At 31.3% G+C, this 19,228-nt stretch carries 25 protein-coding genes and 2 tRNA genes; 10 read left to right on the forward strand and 17 right to left on the reverse strand.

Features of this window, described 5'->3' with window-relative positions:
- The first annotated feature begins 107 nt into the window (after positions 1–107).
- Both ABHQ57_RS00985 and ABHQ57_RS00990 read left to right on the forward strand, forming a co-directional pair.
- Positions 108–650 carry a GNAT family N-acetyltransferase gene (locus ABHQ57_RS00985; protein WP_167712501.1) on the forward strand — a complete coding sequence of 181 codons (543 nt, stop codon included), beginning with the start codon at positions 108–110 and terminating at the stop codon, positions 648–650.
- Positions 640–990: a hypothetical protein gene (locus ABHQ57_RS00990; RefSeq protein WP_047788252.1), complete on the forward strand. Its 351-nt coding sequence runs from the start codon at positions 640–642 to the stop codon at positions 988–990. Before ABHQ57_RS00985 ends, ABHQ57_RS00990 begins: the two co-directional genes overlap by 11 nt.
- Here the strand turns inward: ABHQ57_RS00990 and ABHQ57_RS00995 are convergent, their stop codons facing one another.
- On the reverse strand, positions 991–1,458 hold the full coding sequence (locus ABHQ57_RS00995) for a CBS domain-containing protein (protein ID WP_167712502.1): 468 nt from the start codon (positions 1,456–1,458) through the stop codon (positions 991–993). It abuts the gene before it with no gap.
- A 100-nt stretch (positions 1,459–1,558) separates the two neighbouring features.
- Between ABHQ57_RS00995 and ABHQ57_RS01000 the strand changes: the two genes are divergently transcribed.
- Positions 1,559–3,859 carry a M28 family peptidase gene (locus tag ABHQ57_RS01000; protein ID WP_167712503.1) on the forward strand — a complete coding sequence of 767 codons (2,301 nt, stop codon included), beginning with the start codon at positions 1,559–1,561 and terminating at the stop codon, positions 3,857–3,859.
- A 54-nt stretch (positions 3,860–3,913) separates the two neighbouring features.
- Here ABHQ57_RS01000 and pyk read toward each other — a convergent pair whose 3' ends face one another.
- From pyk to ABHQ57_RS01025, 5 genes are all read right to left on the reverse strand, one after another.
- Positions 3,914–5,341 (reverse strand): pyruvate kinase, encoded by a 1,428-nt coding sequence (gene pyk, locus ABHQ57_RS01005; RefSeq protein WP_047788249.1) that lies wholly within the window; start codon positions 5,339–5,341, stop codon positions 3,914–3,916.
- Positions 5,342–5,344: 3 nt separating this feature from the next.
- Positions 5,345–5,815: an IPExxxVDY family protein gene (locus tag ABHQ57_RS01010; RefSeq protein ID WP_389861952.1), complete on the reverse strand. Its 471-nt coding sequence runs from the start codon at positions 5,813–5,815 to the stop codon at positions 5,345–5,347.
- 84 nt (positions 5,816–5,899) lie between these two features.
- A complete protein-coding gene (rnc, locus tag ABHQ57_RS01015) occupies positions 5,900–6,637 on the reverse strand; it encodes a ribonuclease III (protein WP_047788247.1) in 738 nt (245 codons plus the stop codon).
- A gap of 6 nt (positions 6,638–6,643) precedes the next feature.
- Positions 6,644–7,894: a beta-ketoacyl-ACP synthase II gene (fabF, locus tag ABHQ57_RS01020; protein WP_047788246.1), complete on the reverse strand. Its 1,251-nt coding sequence runs from the start codon at positions 7,892–7,894 to the stop codon at positions 6,644–6,646.
- 6 nt (positions 7,895–7,900) lie between these two features.
- Positions 7,901–8,137 carry an acyl carrier protein gene (locus tag ABHQ57_RS01025; RefSeq protein WP_028891431.1) on the reverse strand — a complete coding sequence of 79 codons (237 nt, stop codon included), beginning with the start codon at positions 8,135–8,137 and terminating at the stop codon, positions 7,901–7,903.
- A 180-nt stretch (positions 8,138–8,317) separates the two neighbouring features.
- On the opposite strand from ABHQ57_RS01025, the gene ABHQ57_RS01030 reads away from it, so the two are divergent.
- Positions 8,318–8,887, forward strand: a complete 570-nt coding sequence (locus ABHQ57_RS01030; protein WP_047788245.1) for a phosphoribosylglycinamide formyltransferase — start codon at positions 8,318–8,320, stop codon at positions 8,885–8,887.
- On the forward strand, positions 8,880–9,518 hold the full coding sequence (locus ABHQ57_RS01035) for a viroplasmin family protein (RefSeq protein WP_047788244.1): 639 nt from the start codon (positions 8,880–8,882) through the stop codon (positions 9,516–9,518). The genes ABHQ57_RS01030 and ABHQ57_RS01035 overlap by 8 nt, the downstream gene beginning before the upstream one ends.
- Positions 9,519–9,574: 56 nt before the next feature.
- Here the strand turns inward: ABHQ57_RS01035 and ABHQ57_RS01040 are convergent, their stop codons facing one another.
- Positions 9,575–9,922, reverse strand: a complete 348-nt coding sequence (locus ABHQ57_RS01040) for a toxin-antitoxin system YwqK family antitoxin (RefSeq protein WP_047788243.1) — start codon at positions 9,920–9,922, stop codon at positions 9,575–9,577.
- A 161-nt stretch (positions 9,923–10,083) separates the two neighbouring features.
- Here ABHQ57_RS01040 and ABHQ57_RS01045 point away from each other — a divergent pair, with 161 nt between their 5' ends.
- From ABHQ57_RS01045 to ABHQ57_RS01055, 3 genes are all read left to right on the forward strand, one after another.
- Positions 10,084–10,284, forward strand: coding sequence for a dodecin family protein (locus ABHQ57_RS01045; RefSeq protein ID WP_047788376.1), 201 nt, complete (start codon positions 10,084–10,086; stop codon positions 10,282–10,284).
- Between the two features lie 78 nt (positions 10,285–10,362).
- Positions 10,363–10,716, forward strand: a complete 354-nt coding sequence (locus ABHQ57_RS01050) for a DUF1304 domain-containing protein (protein ID WP_047788242.1) — start codon at positions 10,363–10,365, stop codon at positions 10,714–10,716.
- A 57-nt stretch (positions 10,717–10,773) separates the two neighbouring features.
- Positions 10,774–11,580: a mechanosensitive ion channel family protein gene (locus ABHQ57_RS01055; RefSeq protein WP_047788241.1), complete on the forward strand. Its 807-nt coding sequence runs from the start codon at positions 10,774–10,776 to the stop codon at positions 11,578–11,580.
- Here the strand turns inward: ABHQ57_RS01055 and tsaB are convergent.
- The 10 genes from tsaB to cyoE all read right to left on the reverse strand — a co-directional run bounded on the left by tsaB (position 11,577) and on the right by cyoE (position 18,859).
- On the reverse strand, positions 11,577–12,251 hold the full coding sequence (gene tsaB / locus ABHQ57_RS01060) for a tRNA (adenosine(37)-N6)-threonylcarbamoyltransferase complex dimerization subunit type 1 TsaB (protein WP_167712504.1): 675 nt from the start codon (positions 12,249–12,251) through the stop codon (positions 11,577–11,579). The genes ABHQ57_RS01055 and tsaB overlap by 4 nt on opposite strands.
- 98 nt (positions 12,252–12,349) lie before the next feature.
- Entirely contained in the window at positions 12,350–13,678 is a 1,329-nt protein-coding gene (locus ABHQ57_RS01065) for a TolC family protein (protein ID WP_047788239.1), read from the reverse strand.
- Positions 13,679–13,875: 197 nt separating this feature from the next.
- Complete coding sequence (locus tag ABHQ57_RS01070) at positions 13,876–14,088, reverse strand: hypothetical protein (protein WP_047788238.1); 213 nt, start codon at positions 14,086–14,088, stop codon at positions 13,876–13,878.
- On the reverse strand, positions 14,081–14,605 hold the full coding sequence (locus ABHQ57_RS01075; RefSeq protein WP_047788237.1) for a DUF420 domain-containing protein: 525 nt from the start codon (positions 14,603–14,605) through the stop codon (positions 14,081–14,083). Before ABHQ57_RS01075 ends, ABHQ57_RS01070 begins: the two co-directional genes overlap by 8 nt.
- Position 14,606: 1 nt before the next feature.
- Positions 14,607–15,254 (reverse strand): SCO family protein, encoded by a 648-nt coding sequence (locus tag ABHQ57_RS01080; RefSeq protein WP_389861965.1) that lies wholly within the window; start codon positions 15,252–15,254, stop codon positions 14,607–14,609.
- Between the two features lie 11 nt (positions 15,255–15,265).
- Complete coding sequence (locus ABHQ57_RS01085; RefSeq protein ID WP_047788235.1) at positions 15,266–15,913, reverse strand: hypothetical protein; 648 nt, start codon at positions 15,911–15,913, stop codon at positions 15,266–15,268.
- A gap of 60 nt (positions 15,914–15,973) precedes the next feature.
- Positions 15,974–16,312, reverse strand: coding sequence for a cytochrome C oxidase subunit IV family protein (locus ABHQ57_RS01090; protein ID WP_047788234.1), 339 nt, complete (start codon positions 16,310–16,312; stop codon positions 15,974–15,976).
- A 20-nt stretch (positions 16,313–16,332) separates the two neighbouring features.
- Positions 16,333–17,316 carry a cytochrome c oxidase subunit 3 gene (locus ABHQ57_RS01095; RefSeq protein WP_047788233.1) on the reverse strand — a complete coding sequence of 328 codons (984 nt, stop codon included), beginning with the start codon at positions 17,314–17,316 and terminating at the stop codon, positions 16,333–16,335.
- A gap of 56 nt (positions 17,317–17,372) precedes the next feature.
- Positions 17,373–17,957, reverse strand: coding sequence for a cytochrome c oxidase subunit 3 (locus ABHQ57_RS01100; RefSeq protein ID WP_047788232.1), 585 nt, complete (start codon positions 17,955–17,957; stop codon positions 17,373–17,375).
- The gene (gene cyoE / locus ABHQ57_RS01105) at positions 17,957–18,859 is read right to left on the reverse strand and encodes a heme o synthase (protein WP_047788375.1); all 903 of its coding nucleotides are present in this window, start codon (positions 18,857–18,859) and stop codon (positions 17,957–17,959) included. Before cyoE ends, ABHQ57_RS01100 begins: the two co-directional genes overlap by 1 nt.
- A gap of 172 nt (positions 18,860–19,031) precedes the next feature.
- On the opposite strand from cyoE, the gene ABHQ57_RS01110 reads away from it, so the two are divergent.
- Positions 19,032–19,103 (forward strand) — tRNA-Gly (locus ABHQ57_RS01110).
- 23 nt (positions 19,104–19,126) lie between these two features.
- A tRNA-Leu gene (locus tag ABHQ57_RS01115) sits at positions 19,127–19,215 on the forward strand.
- Positions 19,216–19,228: the final 13 nt, after the last annotated feature.

The raw sequence follows: 19,228 nt of genomic DNA on the forward strand, positions 1-19,228 counted from the left end.
GATGATACAGCATGCAAATTAAAAACGTCTAGTAAACATTTGTTTTCGTTTGTAATTGAATGTAATCGTTTAATTATATTTTATACCTTTGAAAACAAACATTTAGCATGAAATTTTATTTAGAAACCGAACGCTTAATTTTAAGAGAATTTAGAGAAAGTGAAACAGAAGGGGTTTTTGAGTTAGATTCTAATCCTGAAGTACATAAATATTTAGGAAAGAATCCTATAACAACTTACAAACAAGCTGAAGACATTATAACCTTTTTTGAAGAACAATATAAAGAAAGGGGTATTGGTAGGTTTGCTGCCTTTGAAAAAGCATCCGGAGAATTCATAGGATGGTCTGGATTAAAACTCAACACGGGAGAAAAAGAAGCATTAAATGGTTTTACTAATTTTATTGATGTTGGTTACCGACTAATTCCAAAGTTTTGGGGTAAAGGTTATGCTTCAGAATCTGCTTTTGCTTGTTTAGACTTCGGCTTTAAAGAAATGAATTATGATATTATTTATGGTGCAGCTGATGTAGAAAATATTGGTTCTAACAAAATTCTACAAAAAATAGGATTACAGTTTATAAACCAGTTTGGTTATAAGGGTGTAAATGTTAACTGGTACGAACTTAAAAAATCAGATTATGGAAAATAAAAAATGTTTAGAGTGTGGTGAGAAAGTAATTGGAAGAATTGATAAAAAATTCTGTTCCGATTACTGCCGAAACGCCTTTAATAATAAAGTTAATAAAGAAAGTAAGAACCTAATACGAAACACCAACAACCGCTTACGAAAAAACTATAAAATTCTTTCCGAATTAAATACTTCTGGTAAAACTAAAGTAACCCGTCGTAAATTATTTGATAGAGGTTTTGACTTTAAGTTTATTACATCTCTTTATACAACAAAAACAGGTAACACCTATTTTTATGTATACGATCAAGGATATTTAGTATTAGAGAATGAATTATACTTATTAGTTAAGCAAGATTAATTATTTCCATGTGTTTCCTTTTAATTTCATGGCTGCAATAAGCAAATCTTTTTGACTGATTTGTCCTGCTAGCTTACCATTTTGAACAATAGGGAAACGTCTTCTACGTGATTTTAAAAATTTATTGGCAGCATCTAAAATATTCATATTACCATCAATCGTTTCAACTTCTTTCACCATGGCTTTTCCAACTGTGTTGTTCTTACTTGTTGGTGAGTTATAATACCTGCTTTCTGATATTTGTTTTATACAATCACCTTCTGAAATAATTCCTACCAATTCATTTTTTTCATTAACAACAGGTCCTCCCGATATTTTATGCTTAATAAGTATATCTATCGCATCTTCAATAGGTTGTTCTTCTTTAAATGTAATTAACTTTGTGCTCATATAATCCGATACTAGCATTGGCACCTTCTCTTCTTGTGGTGTACTCGATCTCTTTCCTTGAAAACTTTTAATTGCCATAATCTTAAAATTTGCTATTAAATATACTGATTTTTAATTGATTATGTTTTTTCTTCTTAAAAAATAAATTACTTACTTTTATAAATACTAAAGTCCTACTATGAAATCATCAAGAAATTACCTGGCAGTTTTCATTATTATTTTAACCGTTTACTGGAGTTTTTACACTATACTTCCAAGTGCAACTTCTTCAAAAAAAGAAATTAGTGCTACTGAGTTTTCAATTGATAATGCACTGTATCATTTAAAAAACATCTCTCAAAAACCACATCATACTGGATCTGAAGAACATAAAAAAGTACAAGAATATCTGGTTCAAGAGTTACAAAAACTGAATTTAGAACCTGAAATTCAATATCAAACTGCTATTAATAAAAAGTGGAGGGCAGCAACTACAACAGAAAATATTATTGCTAAAATTAAAGGAACTGAGAACGGAAAAGCTTTATTACTTTTAACTCATTACGACTCTAATCCACACTCCTCTTTAGGTGCAAGTGACGCTGGCTCTGGTGTCGTAACTATTTTAGAAGGTATAAGAGCTTACCTAGCCGCAAATAAGACACCTAAAAACGATATTATTATACTTTTTTCGGATGCTGAAGAATTAGGGCTTTTAGGCGCACAAGCTTTTGTTGAAAATCATCCTTGGGCAAAAGATGTTGGGTTAGTGCTAAATTTTGAAGCTCGTGGTAGCGGTGGTTCTAGTTATATGTTGATGGAGACTAACGGGAAAAACAAAACGTTATTAACTGAGTTTTTAAATGCAAACCCAAATTATCCAGCTGCCAACTCTTTAATGTACGGTGTATATAAAAAGCTTCCTAACGATACGGATTTAACTGTTTTTAGAGAAAAAGGGAATATTAACGGGTTTAATTTTGCTTTTATTGATGATCATTTTGACTATCACACCGAACAAGATTCCTACGAAAGATTAAATAGAGAAACACTCTTACATCAAGCAGATTATTTTACCACTTCGTTAAACTATTTTGCAAATGCTGATTTAACGAACTTAAACAGTGACACTGATTACATTTATGTAAACTTTCCTTTTACTAAGTTACTAACGTACCCGTTTTCTTGGGTGCTGCCAATGCTAATCATTGCCTTTTTGTTATTTATAGTACTGGTTGTAGTAGGTATATACAAGAAGAAGATGACTGTAATAGGTCTTTTAAAAGGTTTTATTCCTTATCTAGTATCTTTAGTATTGTGCATCGCTATTTCATACGGGCTGTGGCAATTGTTGTTGATTATCCATCCACAATATACAGATATACTTCATGGTTTTACTTATAACGGATATCAATACATTATTGCTTTTGTTCTTTTAAATCTTTGGATTCTTTTTAAGGTATATAATAAGCTAAAAGAAGCCAAAGCCATCGATTTACTAATTGCTCCCATAACTTTTGGATTGGTTATAAATGTTATAATTTACATGAATTTACCAGGAGCGGGTTTCTTTATTATTCCTGTTTTTGCTTCTTTATTCATTTTAGCAATATTACTGTTTATGAATATTAACAAAGCATCTAGAGCTGCATTATTTGCAATTATATCTATTCCTACAATTTATATGATTGCTCCTATGATTCAGTTATTTCCTGTAGCGCTAGGTTTAAAAACATTATTTATTTCAGCCATACTTTTAGTGTTTCTTTTCGGGTTGATGCTTCCTGTTTTTTATCAGGAAAAAACTAAAAACGGATGGCAAACATTAACTGGTTTTCTTGCGTTATTATTTTTTGGTTATGCAACTTTTGATAGTGGTTTTTCAATAGAAAAGAAAAAGCCTAATAGCTTAGTTTTTATTCAAAATTCTGACACTAACACCTCGTATTGGGCTAGTCATAATAAAACATTAGACGGATACACGAAACAATATTTTAATGATGAATCTAAACAAGGTGGTGCCGATTTAATGGCTGGAAAAAGTAAATACAATACTTCTTTTAATTATTACCAAAAAGCAGAAAATAAAAACATTCGTATTTCTAACATCAAGATTCATCAAGATACCATTATTAATAGCCAACGAAATGTTTCATTCACAATTACACCTACGCGAAACATTGATAAATATGAGTTGTACACAAATACCCAAATAGAGTTAACTAATTTTACTGTTAACGGAACTTTGTACGATAAAGGAAAAGCCTTTACGGCCGATAAAGGAACGCTATTAATTTATCAAATGGCAAATACTGATAAGGATTTGACTATTTCTTTTACAATTGATAAAAATACCCAACCTGATATTGTAATTAATGAAATATCTAATGATTTATTATCGCATCCTAAGTTTACTATACGACCTAGAAGTGAAATAATGATGCCAATGCCTTTTGTGGTTAACGATGCCATTATTTGTACTCGAAAACTTAAATTATAAAACAAAAAGCCCAACTTTTAAAGTTGAGCTTTTTCTATATTTTATTACCTTTATTTAGTCAATATGAGAAACACGTAATGTGTTTACCATACCTTTTGCTTTTACAGGCATTGATGATAAGTTTATCATAAAATCTCCTGTTTTTACATAGCCTTTTTCTTTAGCTATTTCGTTAATATCTTCAATAGTATCATCGGTACTTAGTTCTCTATCGTAAAAATAGGCTCTAACACCCCACAGAAGGTTTAACTTTCCTAAGATTCTTTTCTCAGATGAAAACGCTAGTACGTGTGATTTTGGTCTCCAAGCAGAAATTTGAAAAGCAGTATATCCACTATTAGTTAAAGTCGATATTGCTGCCGCATTAATATCATCTGCCATAAGAGCTGCATGATGGCATACAGATTTAGTTATAAATCTTTTGGTACGGATGTGAGGTGGCTCTTGCGGAACTTTTATTAAATCTGAAAATTCTACACTTCCAATAATTTCTGTCATTTTTTGAATAACTCTTATTGGGTGTTTTCCTACTGAAGTTTCCCCTGAAAGCATTACAGCATCTGCACCATCCATAATAGAGTTTGCTACATCATTTACCTCTGCTCTTGTTGGTACAGAGTTTTCAATCATGGTTTCCATCATTTGAGTAGCAATAATTACCGGAATTCTTGCTTGCTTAGCTCTACGGACTAACATTTTTTGAATTAATGGTACATCTTGCATTGGTACTTCAACTCCTAAATCACCACGCGCTACCATTAAACCGTCGCAATACGGGATTAAAGCATCTATATTTTCAACAGCTTCAGGTTTTTCTATTTTTGCTATTACAGGAACTCTATAACGTGATTTCTGTTTAATGATATCACGTAAAATACGTAAGTCTTCAGGTGTTCGTACAAATGAAAGAGCTATCCAATCTACTTCTTGCTCTAATGCGAAAACTACATCTTTTTTATCCTTTTCTGTTAAAGCTGGTAAAGAAATTTTAGTGTTTGGAAGATTAACTCCTTTTTTAGATTTTAATGCTCCTCCTACTATTACTTTGGTAACAACTTCATTTTCTTTATTTGTTGCTGTTACTTCAAACATCAGTTTACCATCATCAACTAAAATCTTCTCTCCTACTTTTACATCTTTTGGAAAATGCTGATAGGTCATAAAAGCTTTCTCTTGTGTTCCTTCACATTTTTCGGTGGTAAAAGTAAACGTATCACCTGCTTTTAATTCTACTCCCTCTTGCATTACACCAACTCTAAGCTTTGGCCCTTGTAAATCTGCTAATATTGCTACGTTATAACCTCTTTCATCATTTATTTCACGTATTTGACGTATGCGTTCTTTTACTACTTCATAATCGGCATGTGAAAAATTAATTCTAAAAACATTTACACCAGCTGCTGCCATATTGGCCAAAATTTCTTTTGTATTTGTTGCTGGTCCTAATGTTGCTACAATTTTTGTTTTCTTGTTGTGTGGCATATATTAAAAAATTAAAAAATCTTTCGATTTTAATGAATCTACCTCTATTTCATAAGAGGTTATTATTTGAGGGATTTTTTTTATTATGTCTATAATCTTTACAATTGAGTTATGATCAAAATCTCCTTCTAGTTTTAAGAAAAAGTCAACCTTCTTCTTTTCTGGTATCAAACGTGTAATTGAATCACTTTGATTAAAAAGACTTATTGATTCTGCTTCAAGAGTTGACTTATATACATTTGTTATTAAAAACCAATCTTGATATAATTTCGTATTAGTATACTCATATATTGCATAAGATGATTGATTTCCTTTTGTAACAAAATCTAAATCATAAGTTGCTCTATTAAATTTAATTTGTAAAAATTTATTTAGTAAATACGCTAATTTATACTCACTTAGAGTTGTATGAATTCCAATTAATCTATAATTATAATTAGAAAACTCATTTATATTCACCTCGTAAATAGGCATAAAAACAATTATTTGCTTTTGCTAAATTAAGAAATGTATAGAAAATACTATGTAAAATTTATGAAAACGTTTATTGTTTATACGTTAAGATTTTAGCATTTGTTTTTGCATTGCAAAATAAACCCTTTTAGCAGCAATTTCTTCTGCTTTTTTCTTAGAGGTAGCTCTTCCCTTAGCTACAATACTACCATCAATACTTACGCGTACACTAAAATGTTTTTTACTCTGGTTACCTGAGTCTTCGTATGATTCAAACTTATACTTTTTCTTCTGCTTTTGACACCATTCTATAACAAAACCTTTATAACTAGATATTTTACCTTCTAATCTTTCAATATCTACATAAGGCATTATTACTTGCTCGTAAATAAACTGGTGGCAATAATTGTATCCTCTATCTAAGTAAATTGCACCTACCAGAGCTTCAAAAATATTTCCGTGAATATTATTGCTAACATGCTCTTTAGAAATATTACTCTTTATAAATCTGATCAACTCTAGATCTTTACCTAAGCTATTTAAATGCTCTCTACTTACTATTTTAGATCGCATTTGTGTTAAATACCCTTCATCTCCTTCAGGTACTTTTTTAAATAAATAGGAAGCAATTACAGTTCCTAAAATAGCGTCACCTAAAAACTCTAACCGTTCGTAGTTTATTGGATGCCCTTTACTATCTACTAATTTTAAAGATCTGTGCGTAAATGCTTTTTTATAATACGATAACTTAATTGGTTTAAAATTAAGCAGCTCTTTTAATTCGTAGTAGAAGTTTTCATCCTCTTTGTTTTGGGGTTTAACAATTCTACGAAGAAAATTCATAAAAGATTAATCTAGTTTTCTAAAGGCTATACAAGCATTATGCCCACCGAAACCAAATGTGTTGCTTATAGCAACTTTAATATCTCTTTTTTGAGCATTATTCAACGTTAGGTTTAATTCTGGATTGATGTTTTCATCAACATTAACATGATTAATTGTTGGAGGAACAACACCATGTTCCATTGCTAATAGTGATGCTATTGCTTCAATAGCACCTGCAGCCCCTAACAAGTGTCCAGTCATAGACTTTGTTGAGTTAATATTAATATTCTTTGCATGATCTCCAAAAACTTCAGATATTGCTTTTAATTCGGCAACATCTCCTAAAGGTGTTGAGGTTCCATGTGTATTAATATGATCTACATCTTCAGGTTTTATACCTGCGTTTTCTAAGCAGTTTTTCATTACTGCAATTACACCTATTCCATCTGGGTGAGGTGCTGTCATATGGTAAGCATCTGACGATAACCCTCCACCAATAACTTCAGCGTAAATCTTTGCTCCTCTAGCCTTAGCATGTTCATACTCTTCTAAAACTATAGCTCCTGCACCTTCTCCTAAAACGAATCCATCACGTTCAGCATCAAATGGTCTTGAAGCTGTTTCTGGACTTTCATTTCTAGTAGATAGGGCGTGCATAGCGTTAAAACCACCCATACCTGCAATTGTAACAGCAGCTTCACTTCCCCCTGTTACAACTACATCACAATGACCTAGTCGAATATAGTTCAAAGCATCAATCATAGCATTTGCAGACGATGCACAAGCAGATACCGTAGTATAGTTAGGCCCCATAAATCCATTTTTAATAGAAATATTCCCAGGGGCAATATCTGCAATCATTTTTGGAATAAAAAAAGGATTGAAACGAGGAGATCCATCTCCTTCAGCATAGTTTAACACCTCATTTTGAAACGTTTCCAATCCTCCAATACCAGCTCCCCAAATAACACCAACTCTTAATTTGTTAACATCATCTAGATTTAGCTTAGCATCAGCAATTGCTTCATCTGAAGCAACCATCGCATATTGCGTAAACTTATCCATTTTACGCGCCTCTTTTCTGTTTATAAAATCGGTCGCGTTGAAATCTTTAAGCTCACATGCGAAACGAGTTTTGAACTTGGCAGCATCAAAATACGTTATAGGTGCTGCTCCGCTAACTCCGTTAACCAAGCTATTCCAATACTCTTCTTTATTGTTTCCTATTGGCGTTAATGCGCCAAGTCCAGTTACTACAACTCGTTTTAATTGCATATAATCTTATTTTTTTGCGTCTTCAATATAGCTAATCGCTTGACCTACAGTACCAATGTTTTCTGCCTGATCATCTGGAATTTGAATATCAAATTCTTTTTCGAATTCCATGATTAACTCAACCGTATCTAAAGAATCTGCTCCTAAATCGTTTGTGAAGCTTGCTTCGTTAGTTACTTCGTTATCGTCTACTCCTAATTTGTCTACGATAATTGCTTTTACTCTTGATGCAATGTCTGACATAATTTGTTTGTTTTAAAATTTAAAATCGAGGCAAAAATACAAATCTTAGTTATTAATTCTAATTTTTGCTCAAAAATGTGATGTCTAAAATAAAAAAAATACCTGAATATTTTGCTACATACACCACCATTGTTAATAATTATTCTTTTTTTTGTAGTAACAAAACAACTAAATTTTAACATGAAACGCATCGTTATTTTTGCTTCTGGTTCGGGTTCCAATGCCGAAAACATCATAAAACACTTCAATTCAACTAAAACTGCAATTGTTACTCATGTGCTTTCTAACAACCAACGTGCCAAAGTTTTTGACCGTTGCGAACGACTAAACATTGATGCATCTTTATTTGATAGAGAAAGCTTTAGTAAAGATGACACTGTTTTAAACTTTTTACTCGCTGAAGCTGATATTATTGTATTAGCTGGTTTTTTATGGCGTATTCCTTCTAAAATTGTGGAAGCTTTCCCTAATAAAATAATCAATATACACCCAGCATTGTTACCAAAATATGGAGGAAAAGGAATGTACGGAATCAACGTACATAATGCTGTAAAAGAAAATAATGAAACTGAAACAGGTATTACTATACATTACGTGAATGAAAATTATGACGAAGGTGCTATTATCTTCCAAGCTAAAACAGCTATTTCATTTGATGATACTCCAGAGACTATAGCAAAGAAAGTTCATGAATTAGAATATAAACATTTCCCAAAGGTTATAGAAGAGGTTATTTTACACAATGAGTAAGAAGAAAAAATATTATGTAGTTTGGAAGGGAAAAAAAACAGGTGTTTTTTCATCTTGGGATACTTGTAAAAAGCAAATTGATGGTTTTACTGGTGCACAATACAAAGCTTTTGCTGATAAAAACGAAGCTGAATTAGCCTTAAAAAAAAGCTATAATGACTATAAAGGAAAAGATACTAAAAAAATAAGCCTTTCCGCAAAAGAAAAAGCCAAATACGGCTCTCCCATCTTAGAAAGCATTTCTGTTGACGCTGCTTGTGCCGGAAACCCTGGCTTAATGGAATACAGAGGGGTATTAACTCATAACAAGAAAGAAATATTTAAAATGGGACCATTTAATAACGGCACTAATAATATTGGTGAGTTCTTAGCTCTTGTACATGGAATTGCTTTGTTAAAAAGTAAAAATATGGATTCTCTCCCTATTTATTCTGACTCTAAAATCGCTATGAGTTGGGTTAAAAAGAAGCAATGCAGAACCAATATTACATTTGATAGTTCTAATAAAGAAATTTTAGATTTAATTAGACGTGCTGAAAAATGGTTGGAAGAGAATTCTTATAAAAACCCGTTATTAAAGTGGGAAACTAAGGCTTGGGGTGAAATCCCTGCTGATTTTGGTAGAAAATAAAAAGACCGAGTATCTAAAATACTCGGTCTAATTTTCTTATTCTGCAAAATATTAACTTATTTCACTGCCATTTTGGTCTCTTCCTTCCAAGTTTGTACGCTTGCTATGGCATTGTCTTTAAAATCAATTTCTTTTAACCCATCTTCTTTCCACATAAACCATTTACCTACTTTTTTTCCTGCTTCATAATGACCGATAGTTACTTTATTTCCTTTTTTATCAAAAGAAGTCCAAGTACCTGTTAACTTTTTATCTTTGAAAAAACCTTGCTCTTTAATAGTGCCATCTTTATAAAAATAAGTAGCTTTTACTAAGTCTCCTTCAACTTCATATTTTGGTTCCACGTCTTGAGCTTGCATAAATGAAACCGACAACATACAAACTGCTATTATTAATTTTTTCATAATGTAAATCTTTTAAAGTTAATACCTCTTAACACAAATATACAAAAAATTTACATATTAAAAACATTTACATAACATTAAATTAACATTAGATGTTTCATCTACATAAAAACATTATTAAAAGCTTATATTTACATGTATTAATCTTTAAAAAAATTATTATGGCAGTAATGAAAGTTATTGAAATTTTAGCAAACTCTGAAAAAAGCTGGGAAGATGCTACTAGAAAAGCAATTAAACAAGCTTCTAAATCGGTAAAAGGAATTAAATCTGCTTTTGTACAATCACAAAGTGTGGTTGTTAATGATGATGAAGTAACTGAGTTTAGAGTAAACCTAAAAGTAACTTTTGAAGTAAATTAACATCAATATAAACTAGTCACTTACCATATGCAGTTTTAGTAGTTGCTCGAGCAGCATATTTCATCTTTATTAATTATCATGAACATTATACAATATTCTCTTTTAACTCTAGTAGCTATTATTCATTTATATATTCTTGTACTAGAGATGCTTTTATGGACCAAACCTAAAGGAATAAAAACCTTTGGTTTAAAATCAAAAGATTTTGCTGAGGAAACAAAAGTATTAGCCGCTAATCAAGGGTTATACAACGGTTTTCTTGCAGCTGGTTTAACTTGGTCTATTTTATCACAAAAAATTGATGTGGGAATATTTTTCTTGATTTGTGTTTTTATTGCTGGTCTTTATGGTTCTTTTTCTACAAAAAAACCTCGTATTTTTGTCATTCAGTCTATTCCTGCTTTATTAGGTTTAATCAGTTTAATACTATAAAAATCTAACCGCTACTTATTAAAAATCATTTATTAACAACTAAAATTTACCATAAAAATGGAAAAGTATTTTGAAAAATTTCAAGATTTAATAATGACATACGCTCCGAAAGCGATTATGGCTATTATTATTTACATTGTAGGTTCTTACATTATTGGACTACTACTTAAAGCTACAAGAAAAATAATGATTAAAAGAGAAGTAGACATTACGCTACAAAAGTTCTTAGTTAATTTGCTGCATTGGACTTTAAAAATCCTTTTAATAATCACAGTAATAGCAAAATTGGGTGTTGAAACCACATCTTTTGCTGCTATTTTAGCCTCAGCTGGTTTGGCTGTTGGTCTTGCTTTACAAGGTTCTTTAGGTAATTTTGCTGGCGGTGTTTTAATTATGCTTTTTAAACCTTTTAAGATTGGAGATTTAATAGAGGCTCAAGGTGAAATTGGTGTTGTAAAAGAAATAGAAATATTTACTACCAAGCTTACGGGCTTATCTAACAAAGAAATAATTATACCTAATGGTTCTTTATCTAATGGAAACATTGTTAATTACTCTGCCGAAGGTACACGTAGAGTAGATTTAACCTTTGGTGTTTCTTACGATGCTGATATTAAACAAACCAAAGAAATATTAATGAATGTTATTACCTCGCACCCAAAAGTATTAAAAGACCCTGCTCCTACAGTAAATGTATCTGAATTGGCAGATAGTTCTGTAAATTTTGCTGTGAGACCTTGGTCTAAAACAGAAGATTATTGGGCTGTATACTTTGATATAACTGAAAACACAAAAATAGCCTTAGATAATGCTGGAATTGAAATTCCTTACCCTCACTCAGTAGAAATCCACAAAGAGGGTTAACGTTTTTTTTCAGGTGTAACTACAAAATCTTTTAAATAAAAAGGTTCAAAATAAGCGACATCTTCGATGTCGTTTTTTTTGTACTTATCTAAACTTAACTGAACCATTTCTTTTGCAGAAGGAAACTCTCCATCAATAAAAACTGCATTTTCGTTCACAATTACTCCTTTACACTTTTCTGCTCCATCACCTATAAAGTATACCTTCCCTTTAGATAAATATTCTTCAAAAGAACTTTCATTTATGATTTCTGCTTTTATATCTCTTATCTGTTCGTATTTAGAATTATATACAGCTGCATATACTTCCATACGACGTGCGTCTAACATCGGGACAACAACTCCTTCCTTTACAGAAACTTTATGAGCTAATGATTGTAATGTTTCAATAGATATTAAAGGCTTGTCAAAAGCAAAACATAATCCTTTTGCTGCTGACACTCCAATACGTAGTCCTGTATAAGAACCAGGACCTTTACTTACTGCAACAGCATCAATATCATTAAAAGAAAGCTTTGCTTTTTTCATTACTTGTTGAATAAATGGATGCAGCTTTTCAGCATGTGAATAATTTCCATCATTTAACTCTTGTAAAGCTAAAAGCTCTCCTTTTATTGCTACGCTAACCGAACAGTTTTTTGTTGCTGTTTCTATGTGTAAGATTGTTGCCAAATCTGAAAATTTATTTTTGGCAAAGATACATTATAAAGAAAAACCTCATTAGTAAAATTCTAACAAGGCTTTTTCAACAATAAATAAATTTTTCTTAGTTAGTCAACAATTGACTCCCCGTAATAAAATTTCAATACTTTCGTTTTAAATACATAATCATATTTAGCCCTAATCATTGCTCCTTCTGCATTTACTAATCGATTACGTACTTGATCAAAATCAAATTGAGTCATTGATCCATAGTCATAACTAACTTGTGCATTTTTAAAGGCTTCTTTTTGAGCCTCTAATGATACTTGTGCTGCTTCATATGTTTTAGCAGCTGCTTTAGCATCTAAAAAAGCTCTTTCAATTTCTTGTTGCAACTGTAATTTTTGACTTTCCAATCTAAATTCACTAATTGAATTATTTACAATAGATCGTTCAACATTAGCATCATTTCTAAACCCATTAAAAATTGGAATATTAACGCTAAATCCTAGGCTAAAACCTAAATTACCATCTAACTGATCTAAAAGCCTACCTGCTGGAGCTGAAGGGTCTAAAAAATACCTATAATTTGTGTTGGCTCCTAAAGAAGCATTGATAGTAGGATAATATCCTGATTTAGCAATTTCAACACCTAATTTAGTGCTTTCAACATCTAATTTAGCTCTTTCTATATCTGGCCAAACAGTTAATGCTTTTTCATATACCACATTTGCGTTATCATATAATAATGCTGCTGAAGGAGACCCTACTTCAATATCTGCTACATTAAAATCTTTGGAAGGAATTTGTAATAATTGACTTAATCTTAGTAAAGCTATACTCAAAGTATTTTCTTGTAGTACTACATTTTGAACATCATTTGCAGCCGTAGATTCGACGTTTAATAAATCTCCTTTGGGTATTACTCCTCCTTCAAACTGAGCTCTTGCTCTTTCAATTTGCTTTTTACTGATTTCTGCTTGCACCTTAGCTACTGATAAATTTTCTTTAGCAAATAATACATTTAAATACTCATTAACTACATTAAGTGAAATATCATTTTCTACTTTGGCTAAATCTAGTTTACTCCCTTCTACTCCTAATACTGCTTGCTTTTTTTGATTTAAGTTTTTAAAACCATTAAAAACCGTATAACTAGCATTTACACCTAACGCCCCTCCAAATAGGGTTGTATTTTCTGTTCTGTTTTGAGATACAGGGTCAAATGAAGACCCAGTAGAAAGGTTTCCTGATGTTGAAGCATTTATACTTGGTAAAAAATTAGCTTTATTACTTTTAACATCTGCTTCAGCAATCTCAATATTTAAGCGGTTTTGCTTAACTGTTATATTATTTTTTAATGCGTAATCTACACACTCTTTAAGTGTCCATTGTTTTTGTGAAAAAACAGCTACAGAAGTAAAAATAGCTGCAAATAATGCAATTTTAGTTTTCAAAAGATCAATATTTTTTATTTAAACTCAGTTAGTTGATATTTCTAAAAGTAGAAATATATCGCTTTTCTATTAATTACAAAAGCTAGCAAACAATTTTATAACTTAATATGTAAATATGGTAAGTTATTTTATTTATTGCTACTATGTGACGATTAAAACAAAAAAATGTTACAAAAAATTCTTGATTTTTAGGAAAACTAATTTTTTGCTTTCTTTTTGTGACGATAAATAAAGTAAAATAAAAGTCCGACTAATATATATGGAAACACCATTAAATAAGTTATTCCATTATTTACTCCTTCAGCAATAGTTTCATTTCCTCCTTCTATCACTGCCTTACACATTGCACATTGTGCTGAAGTATTGAAAGAAAAACCAAGTAATATTAAAAATATAATCTTTTTAAACATAATAAGGTGATATCATTAAATAAACAACTACTCCAGTAACCGCTACATATAACCATAAGGGAAATGTAATTTTTGCTATTTTTTTATGTTCAGGAAAATTACCCAAACGAGCCCTCATAAAAGTTATCAATACAAATGGAATAATGATTATTGACAATAATATATGAGTAATTAAGATGAAAAAATACACATATTTAATTATTCCTTCTCCTCCAAATTTAGTAGAATCTGAAGTCATGTGATATGCTACATACATCACTAAGAATAGTGCTGAACAAACAATAGCTGTGGTATTTAGCTGTTCATGTAATTTTATTTTTCCGTTTTTGATTGCAACTACTGAAGCGACGAGCAACATAGCCGTAAAACCATTTATACTAGCATAAATAGGCGGTAAAAAAGACAATGGTTCTACATTAGGTATTTTAATTCCAAATAGAGCAGCTACTGCTATAGGGATTACGATAGAAACTATAGTAATAAATTTTTTATATTTTTTTTCTTCTGTTGCACTCATGTTACTCTTTCAGTAATAACTTAATATCTTCTTTTAACTCACTAATTTGGTTTCCGAAATTATGTTCATCTAAGGCTCTGTAATACATAATTGGATTTCCATGTTCATCATATCTTGAACGGATATATCCATCTTTATCTACTAATGCAAACAAACCAGAATGTTCAAATCCACCATGGCTAGCTTCTCCTTTCCCTGCATACAGCTTAAAACCTTCATTTGACAAATTATATACAATATCCTCTGGTTTTCCAGTAAGTAAATGCCAGTTTCTATGGTTTATACCATTATTCTTAGCATATTCTTTCAATTGGTGTGGTGTGTCAATTTCTGGAGTAATTGAAAATGATGCTATACCAAAATTAGGATTCCCCATAAATTCATTTTGAATTTCTACCATTTGTGCATTCATTAAAGGACAGATAGTAGGACAAGTGGCAAAAAAGAACTCAACTACATATACTTTTCCTTCGTAGTCCTTATTGGTGATTGTTCCACCGTCTTGATTGATAAATTCGAAGTCGGGTACTTTATTAAATTTATGCAGATTTGCTGTTTGAAAATGTGCTATAATCTTAGGAATTGCATAAATACCAAAAAGCAATACTATTAGTGAAATACCTATGTATGAATAATTTTGTTTTTTCATGTGAGTCTTCCTTAAATTTCTCTATCTGCGTTATTCTTTTTTAATGCCAAACGATATTCAGCCAATACTACCTTAACATCATCTTTCATTTTATTGTTTAATTCAGCTACAGACTTCATATTATAACCAAACAACTTTCCTCCTAAACTATCTTCATCATCTGTTCTGCCTCTTAAGCTCCCATTTTTATCAATTATAAAAGCTTTTGAAGAATGTAAATTTCTATCTAATGATTGGTTTGTTTTAAAGCTATCATACAGTACCTCAATTTCAGCATCACTAGCAAAGATAAAGTTCCATTTTATCATATTGGTATAAACTCCTATTTCCTTCTGAAGTTTTTCTACTTCTTCTTTTGCTTCTTTAGAAGCAATAACAACTAGCTGAAAGTCTTTGAATCCATAAAATGGTTTATAGATTTTTTCATTGAGATTAAATAATTCTCCTTTTGCGTCTTGTACATTACTTCCTATAAAGGTAACTATTGATATTCTCTTATCAAACTGATCTTTATTACTAATTGATGAGACATCAATTACATTTTCTGTTAGTACAGGTAACTTAGCAAAGTTATTAATTCCTAATGACAAAAATATATAAAACAATAGCGGCACAATAAACAGTGCAAATAACACTATGTTTCTTTTCGTTTTATTCATTTTTAATGTTCTTATATAAAAAAAGGTGGTTTACACCACCTTTTAACTGTTTTTATACGATTACCATTTTACTAATGGTGATAATGTTTCAAATAAGTAATCACCTTCAATTAAAACGAGTGTAACTAAATAGCAAATTAAGAAAACTCCCGTCCAAACTATAGAACGCCTAAGCCATGGCTTTTCTCCTTCTAAATGCATAAAAGCCCATGCTATATAATATGCTTTTACGATTGTTAATATTATAAATATCCAGTTTAACCAACTAGTACCCCAACCATGTAGGTGTAAAGATGCTGGTTTAATAATACCTAATACTACCTCTACTGTTGTAACTATTGTTAAGATTGCTAAAACAACCCAAATTCTTTTTGTATTTGATTCGTGTGCGTGACCCATTTTTACTATTGTTTTTTTAATTATACTAAGTAGAAGAAAGTAAATACAAATACCCAAACTAAATCTACAAAGTGCCAATATAAACCTACCTTCTCAACCATTTCGTAGTGTCCTCTACGTTCGTAGGTACCTAATACAACGTTAAAGAAAATAATGATATTTAAAATAATACCTGAAAATACGTGAAATCCGTGAAATCCTGTAATAAAGAAAAAGAAATCAGCAAAGATAGGATTTCCATACTCATTTTCTATTAAGTTAGCACCTTCAACAACTTTTGTAGCTGTAGCTAACTTTGCAATACTTTCTTCTCTTGACAAAACAATTTTTTGTTTCGTTTCAGGATTAATTTTTTCAATTCTTATTAATAAAGATGGATCTGCTTTAAAAGCTTCTTGTACCTGAGCTACTGAATACTGAGAAATAGTTGCTTCATTTTGAAACCATAAACCATTTTCTCTGGTGTGTTGTATTCTTTCATCTTTTCTATCGTTATGAACAAAATCTGCTAATGCAATTTGATGACCATCTTTTACAAACTGTAAAATATGATTATCTGCAGACTTTACAGCTCCATAAGAACCATTAATAAAGTTTTTCCATTCCCAAGCCTGTGACCCAACGAAAATAATACCAAAAACGATAGTAGCAAACATATACCAAGCTACTTTTTTCTTTTGCATTTTATGACCTGCATCTACAGCTAACACCATTGTTACCGACGATACAATTAAAATAAATGTCATTAATGCTACATAGTACATCGGTGCATGTACACCGTGTAATCCAGGAAAGTGTGTAAATACCTCATCAGCAATAGGCCAAGAATCAATAAATTTAAAACGTGTTAAACCATACGCTGCTAAAAAGCCCGAAAAAGTTAATGCATCTGATACGATGAAAAACCACATCATCATTTTACCATAACTAGCTCCAAATGGTTTTACACCACCTCCGCCCCAGGTCTCTTTGTTGTCAGAATTTACAGCAATATTTGCTCCCATAAATCTCTTATTGTTAATTTTTGTTAAATCAGTGCGCCAAAATTACGCATTTTTCATCATCTAATAAAATAGAAAAAGAAAAATAGATAAATCCATAGCACATCAACGAAATGCCAAAAGATTGCACCTAGTTCAAATCCAAGCATATCAGCTGAAGAATACTTCTTTTTAAAATGATTATAAATAACGACAAAAAGCACTATTACACCCGCTAATAGGTGTAAAACATGCATAAACGTAATTCCTATAATAAATGATGTAGACACTGTGCTTTCAGGACCTGTAAAGTAAAGCCCTACAGCTTTTAGCTCGTTAAACCCTACATATTGATACCATACAAAACCTAACCCTAAGACTAAAGTAATTAGTAATAAAGTAAACGAAGCTTGTATATTATCTTTTTTTAATAGTTTTTGAGAAAAAAACAGCGTAACACTACTCAACACTATTAATACAGTACTTATGTAAAAAGCTTGAGGTAAATCAAACGTCACCCAGTCTTCACGGTTCATACTAACAACATAAGCACTTGTTAACCCTGCAAAAAACATTACCATACTAATCATGGAAATCCACAACATAGGTTTTGCCGATTTACGTTTTGCTACTTTTAACTCTTCTTGTAACGTTTGTTCACTCATTAGTGTAAAAATTTATCTACCACATAAATAATGGGTACAATTGTAATGTAAAAAACACTCGCTAACATTAACTTACGAGCATCTGTATTTTTTTCTGTTTTGTATAACTGTATCGCGTAATACAACATCAACACTCCTAATAATAAAATAATTACTGCTGTTATAGGATATATATAAAAATCTCCCGTCACCTTTAATACAGGCGCAATCGACATTAAAATCATAATACATGTATAAAAGATAATCTGAACAACAGCTCCTTTGTCTTTCTTATCCATTGGAAGCATATGCAACCCTGCTTTATTGTACTCTTCAAACTGAAGCCACCCAATAGCCCAAAAGTGTGGAAATTGCCAAAAAAACTGAATCATAAATAAAAACCCTGCTTCTATACCAAATTTTCCTGTTGCAGCTACCCAACCTAACATAAAAGGAATAGCCCCAGGAATAGCCCCTACAAAAACAGCCAAAGGTGTTACAGCTTTTAACGGTGTGTAAGCACTTGTATATAAAAAGATAGAAATTGCGCCAAATAAGGCACATTTAGGATCGATTACGTATAATATAGCAATACCAGCAACAGTAAATAGTGTAGCAATAATTAAAGCTACAGTTGCTGACATTCTTCCAGAAGGTAAAGGACGGTTTTTAGTACGTTGCATTACGGCGTCAATATCCTTTTCTATTACTTGGTTAAAAGCATTTGACGCTCCAACCATTAAATATCCTCCTAAAGCTAATAAAATTATTGTAGTGTAATTAATCGATTCTGCCCCTAATAAATATCCAGTGATAGAAGTAAAAACCACACTAATAGACAACCCAACTTTCGTTAACTGTTTAAAGTCTTTAACTATTGATTTTATGGAAGTTTTAGTATGTACAGATGAAACAGAATCCACTTCTAATTTTAAAAATTTCTGCAAAGATATTCCATTCTTATTGAACAACCATAAAATTTTATTGGAATTAAAATTAAAAAAAAATGAAAACTGCTTTGTAATTAAAAAAATGGTATTATATTTGCACCCGCATTCGCAGTAATGCACGTTCATTAAAATAAAAAATGACTACGCGAAAGTAGCTCAGGGGTAGAGCATCACCTTGCCAAGGTGAGGGTCGCGGGTTCAAATCCCGTCTTTCGCTCAATCCTTTTTATAAAAGAGTATGCTGAAGTGGTGGAATTGGTAGACACGTTGGACTTAAAATCCAATGAGCCGTAATGCTCGTGCGGGTTCAAGTCCCGCCTTCAGTACCAAGAAACCTCACTT

Origin of the sequence: Tenacibaculum sp. ZH5_bin.1 (genome assembly GCF_042865525.1) — a bacterium.
In the GTDB taxonomy this organism is placed as follows: domain Bacteria; phylum Bacteroidota; class Bacteroidia; order Flavobacteriales; family Flavobacteriaceae; genus Polaribacter; species Polaribacter mesophilus.

Excerpts from the sequence above, each read along its gene's own strand:
- ABHQ57_RS00985 (WP_167712501.1), top strand. The coding sequence starts at position 108 with ATGAAATTTTATTTAGAAACCGAACGCTTAATTTTAAGAGAATTTAGA.
- ABHQ57_RS00990 (WP_047788252.1), top strand. The coding sequence starts at position 640 with ATGGAAAATAAAAAATGTTTAGAGTGTGGTGAGAAAGTAATTGGAAGA.
- ABHQ57_RS00995 (WP_167712502.1), bottom strand. The coding sequence starts at position 1,458 with ATGGCAATTAAAAGTTTTCAAGGAAAGAGATCGAGTACACCACAAGAA.
- ABHQ57_RS01000 (WP_167712503.1), top strand. The coding sequence starts at position 1,559 with ATGAAATCATCAAGAAATTACCTGGCAGTTTTCATTATTATTTTAACC.
- pyk (WP_047788249.1), bottom strand. The coding sequence starts at position 5,341 with ATGCCACACAACAAGAAAACAAAAATTGTAGCAACATTAGGACCAGCA.
- ABHQ57_RS01010 (WP_389861952.1), bottom strand. The coding sequence starts at position 5,815 with ATGCCTATTTACGAGGTGAATATAAATGAGTTTTCTAATTATAATTAT.
- rnc (WP_047788247.1), bottom strand. The coding sequence starts at position 6,637 with ATGAATTTTCTTCGTAGAATTGTTAAACCCCAAAACAAAGAGGATGAA.
- fabF (WP_047788246.1), bottom strand. The coding sequence starts at position 7,894 with ATGCAATTAAAACGAGTTGTAGTAACTGGACTTGGCGCATTAACGCCA.
- ABHQ57_RS01025 (WP_028891431.1), bottom strand. The coding sequence starts at position 8,137 with ATGTCAGACATTGCATCAAGAGTAAAAGCAATTATCGTAGACAAATTA.
- ABHQ57_RS01030 (WP_047788245.1), top strand. The coding sequence starts at position 8,318 with ATGAAACGCATCGTTATTTTTGCTTCTGGTTCGGGTTCCAATGCCGAA.
- ABHQ57_RS01035 (WP_047788244.1), top strand. The coding sequence starts at position 8,880 with ATGAGTAAGAAGAAAAAATATTATGTAGTTTGGAAGGGAAAAAAAACA.
- ABHQ57_RS01040 (WP_047788243.1), bottom strand. The coding sequence starts at position 9,922 with ATGAAAAAATTAATAATAGCAGTTTGTATGTTGTCGGTTTCATTTATG.
- ABHQ57_RS01045 (WP_047788376.1), top strand. The coding sequence starts at position 10,084 with ATGGCAGTAATGAAAGTTATTGAAATTTTAGCAAACTCTGAAAAAAGC.
- ABHQ57_RS01050 (WP_047788242.1), top strand. The coding sequence starts at position 10,363 with ATGAACATTATACAATATTCTCTTTTAACTCTAGTAGCTATTATTCAT.
- ABHQ57_RS01055 (WP_047788241.1), top strand. The coding sequence starts at position 10,774 with ATGGAAAAGTATTTTGAAAAATTTCAAGATTTAATAATGACATACGCT.
- ABHQ57_RS01070 (WP_047788238.1), bottom strand. The coding sequence starts at position 14,088 with ATGTTTAAAAAGATTATATTTTTAATATTACTTGGTTTTTCTTTCAAT.
- ABHQ57_RS01075 (WP_047788237.1), bottom strand. The coding sequence starts at position 14,605 with ATGAGTGCAACAGAAGAAAAAAAATATAAAAAATTTATTACTATAGTT.
- ABHQ57_RS01080 (WP_389861965.1), bottom strand. The coding sequence starts at position 15,254 with ATGAAAAAACAAAATTATTCATACATAGGTATTTCACTAATAGTATTG.
- ABHQ57_RS01085 (WP_047788235.1), bottom strand. The coding sequence starts at position 15,913 with ATGAATAAAACGAAAAGAAACATAGTGTTATTTGCACTGTTTATTGTG.
- ABHQ57_RS01090 (WP_047788234.1), bottom strand. The coding sequence starts at position 16,312 with ATGGGTCACGCACACGAATCAAATACAAAAAGAATTTGGGTTGTTTTA.
- ABHQ57_RS01095 (WP_047788233.1), bottom strand. The coding sequence starts at position 17,316 with ATGGGAGCAAATATTGCTGTAAATTCTGACAACAAAGAGACCTGGGGC.
- ABHQ57_RS01100 (WP_047788232.1), bottom strand. The coding sequence starts at position 17,957 with ATGAGTGAACAAACGTTACAAGAAGAGTTAAAAGTAGCAAAACGTAAA.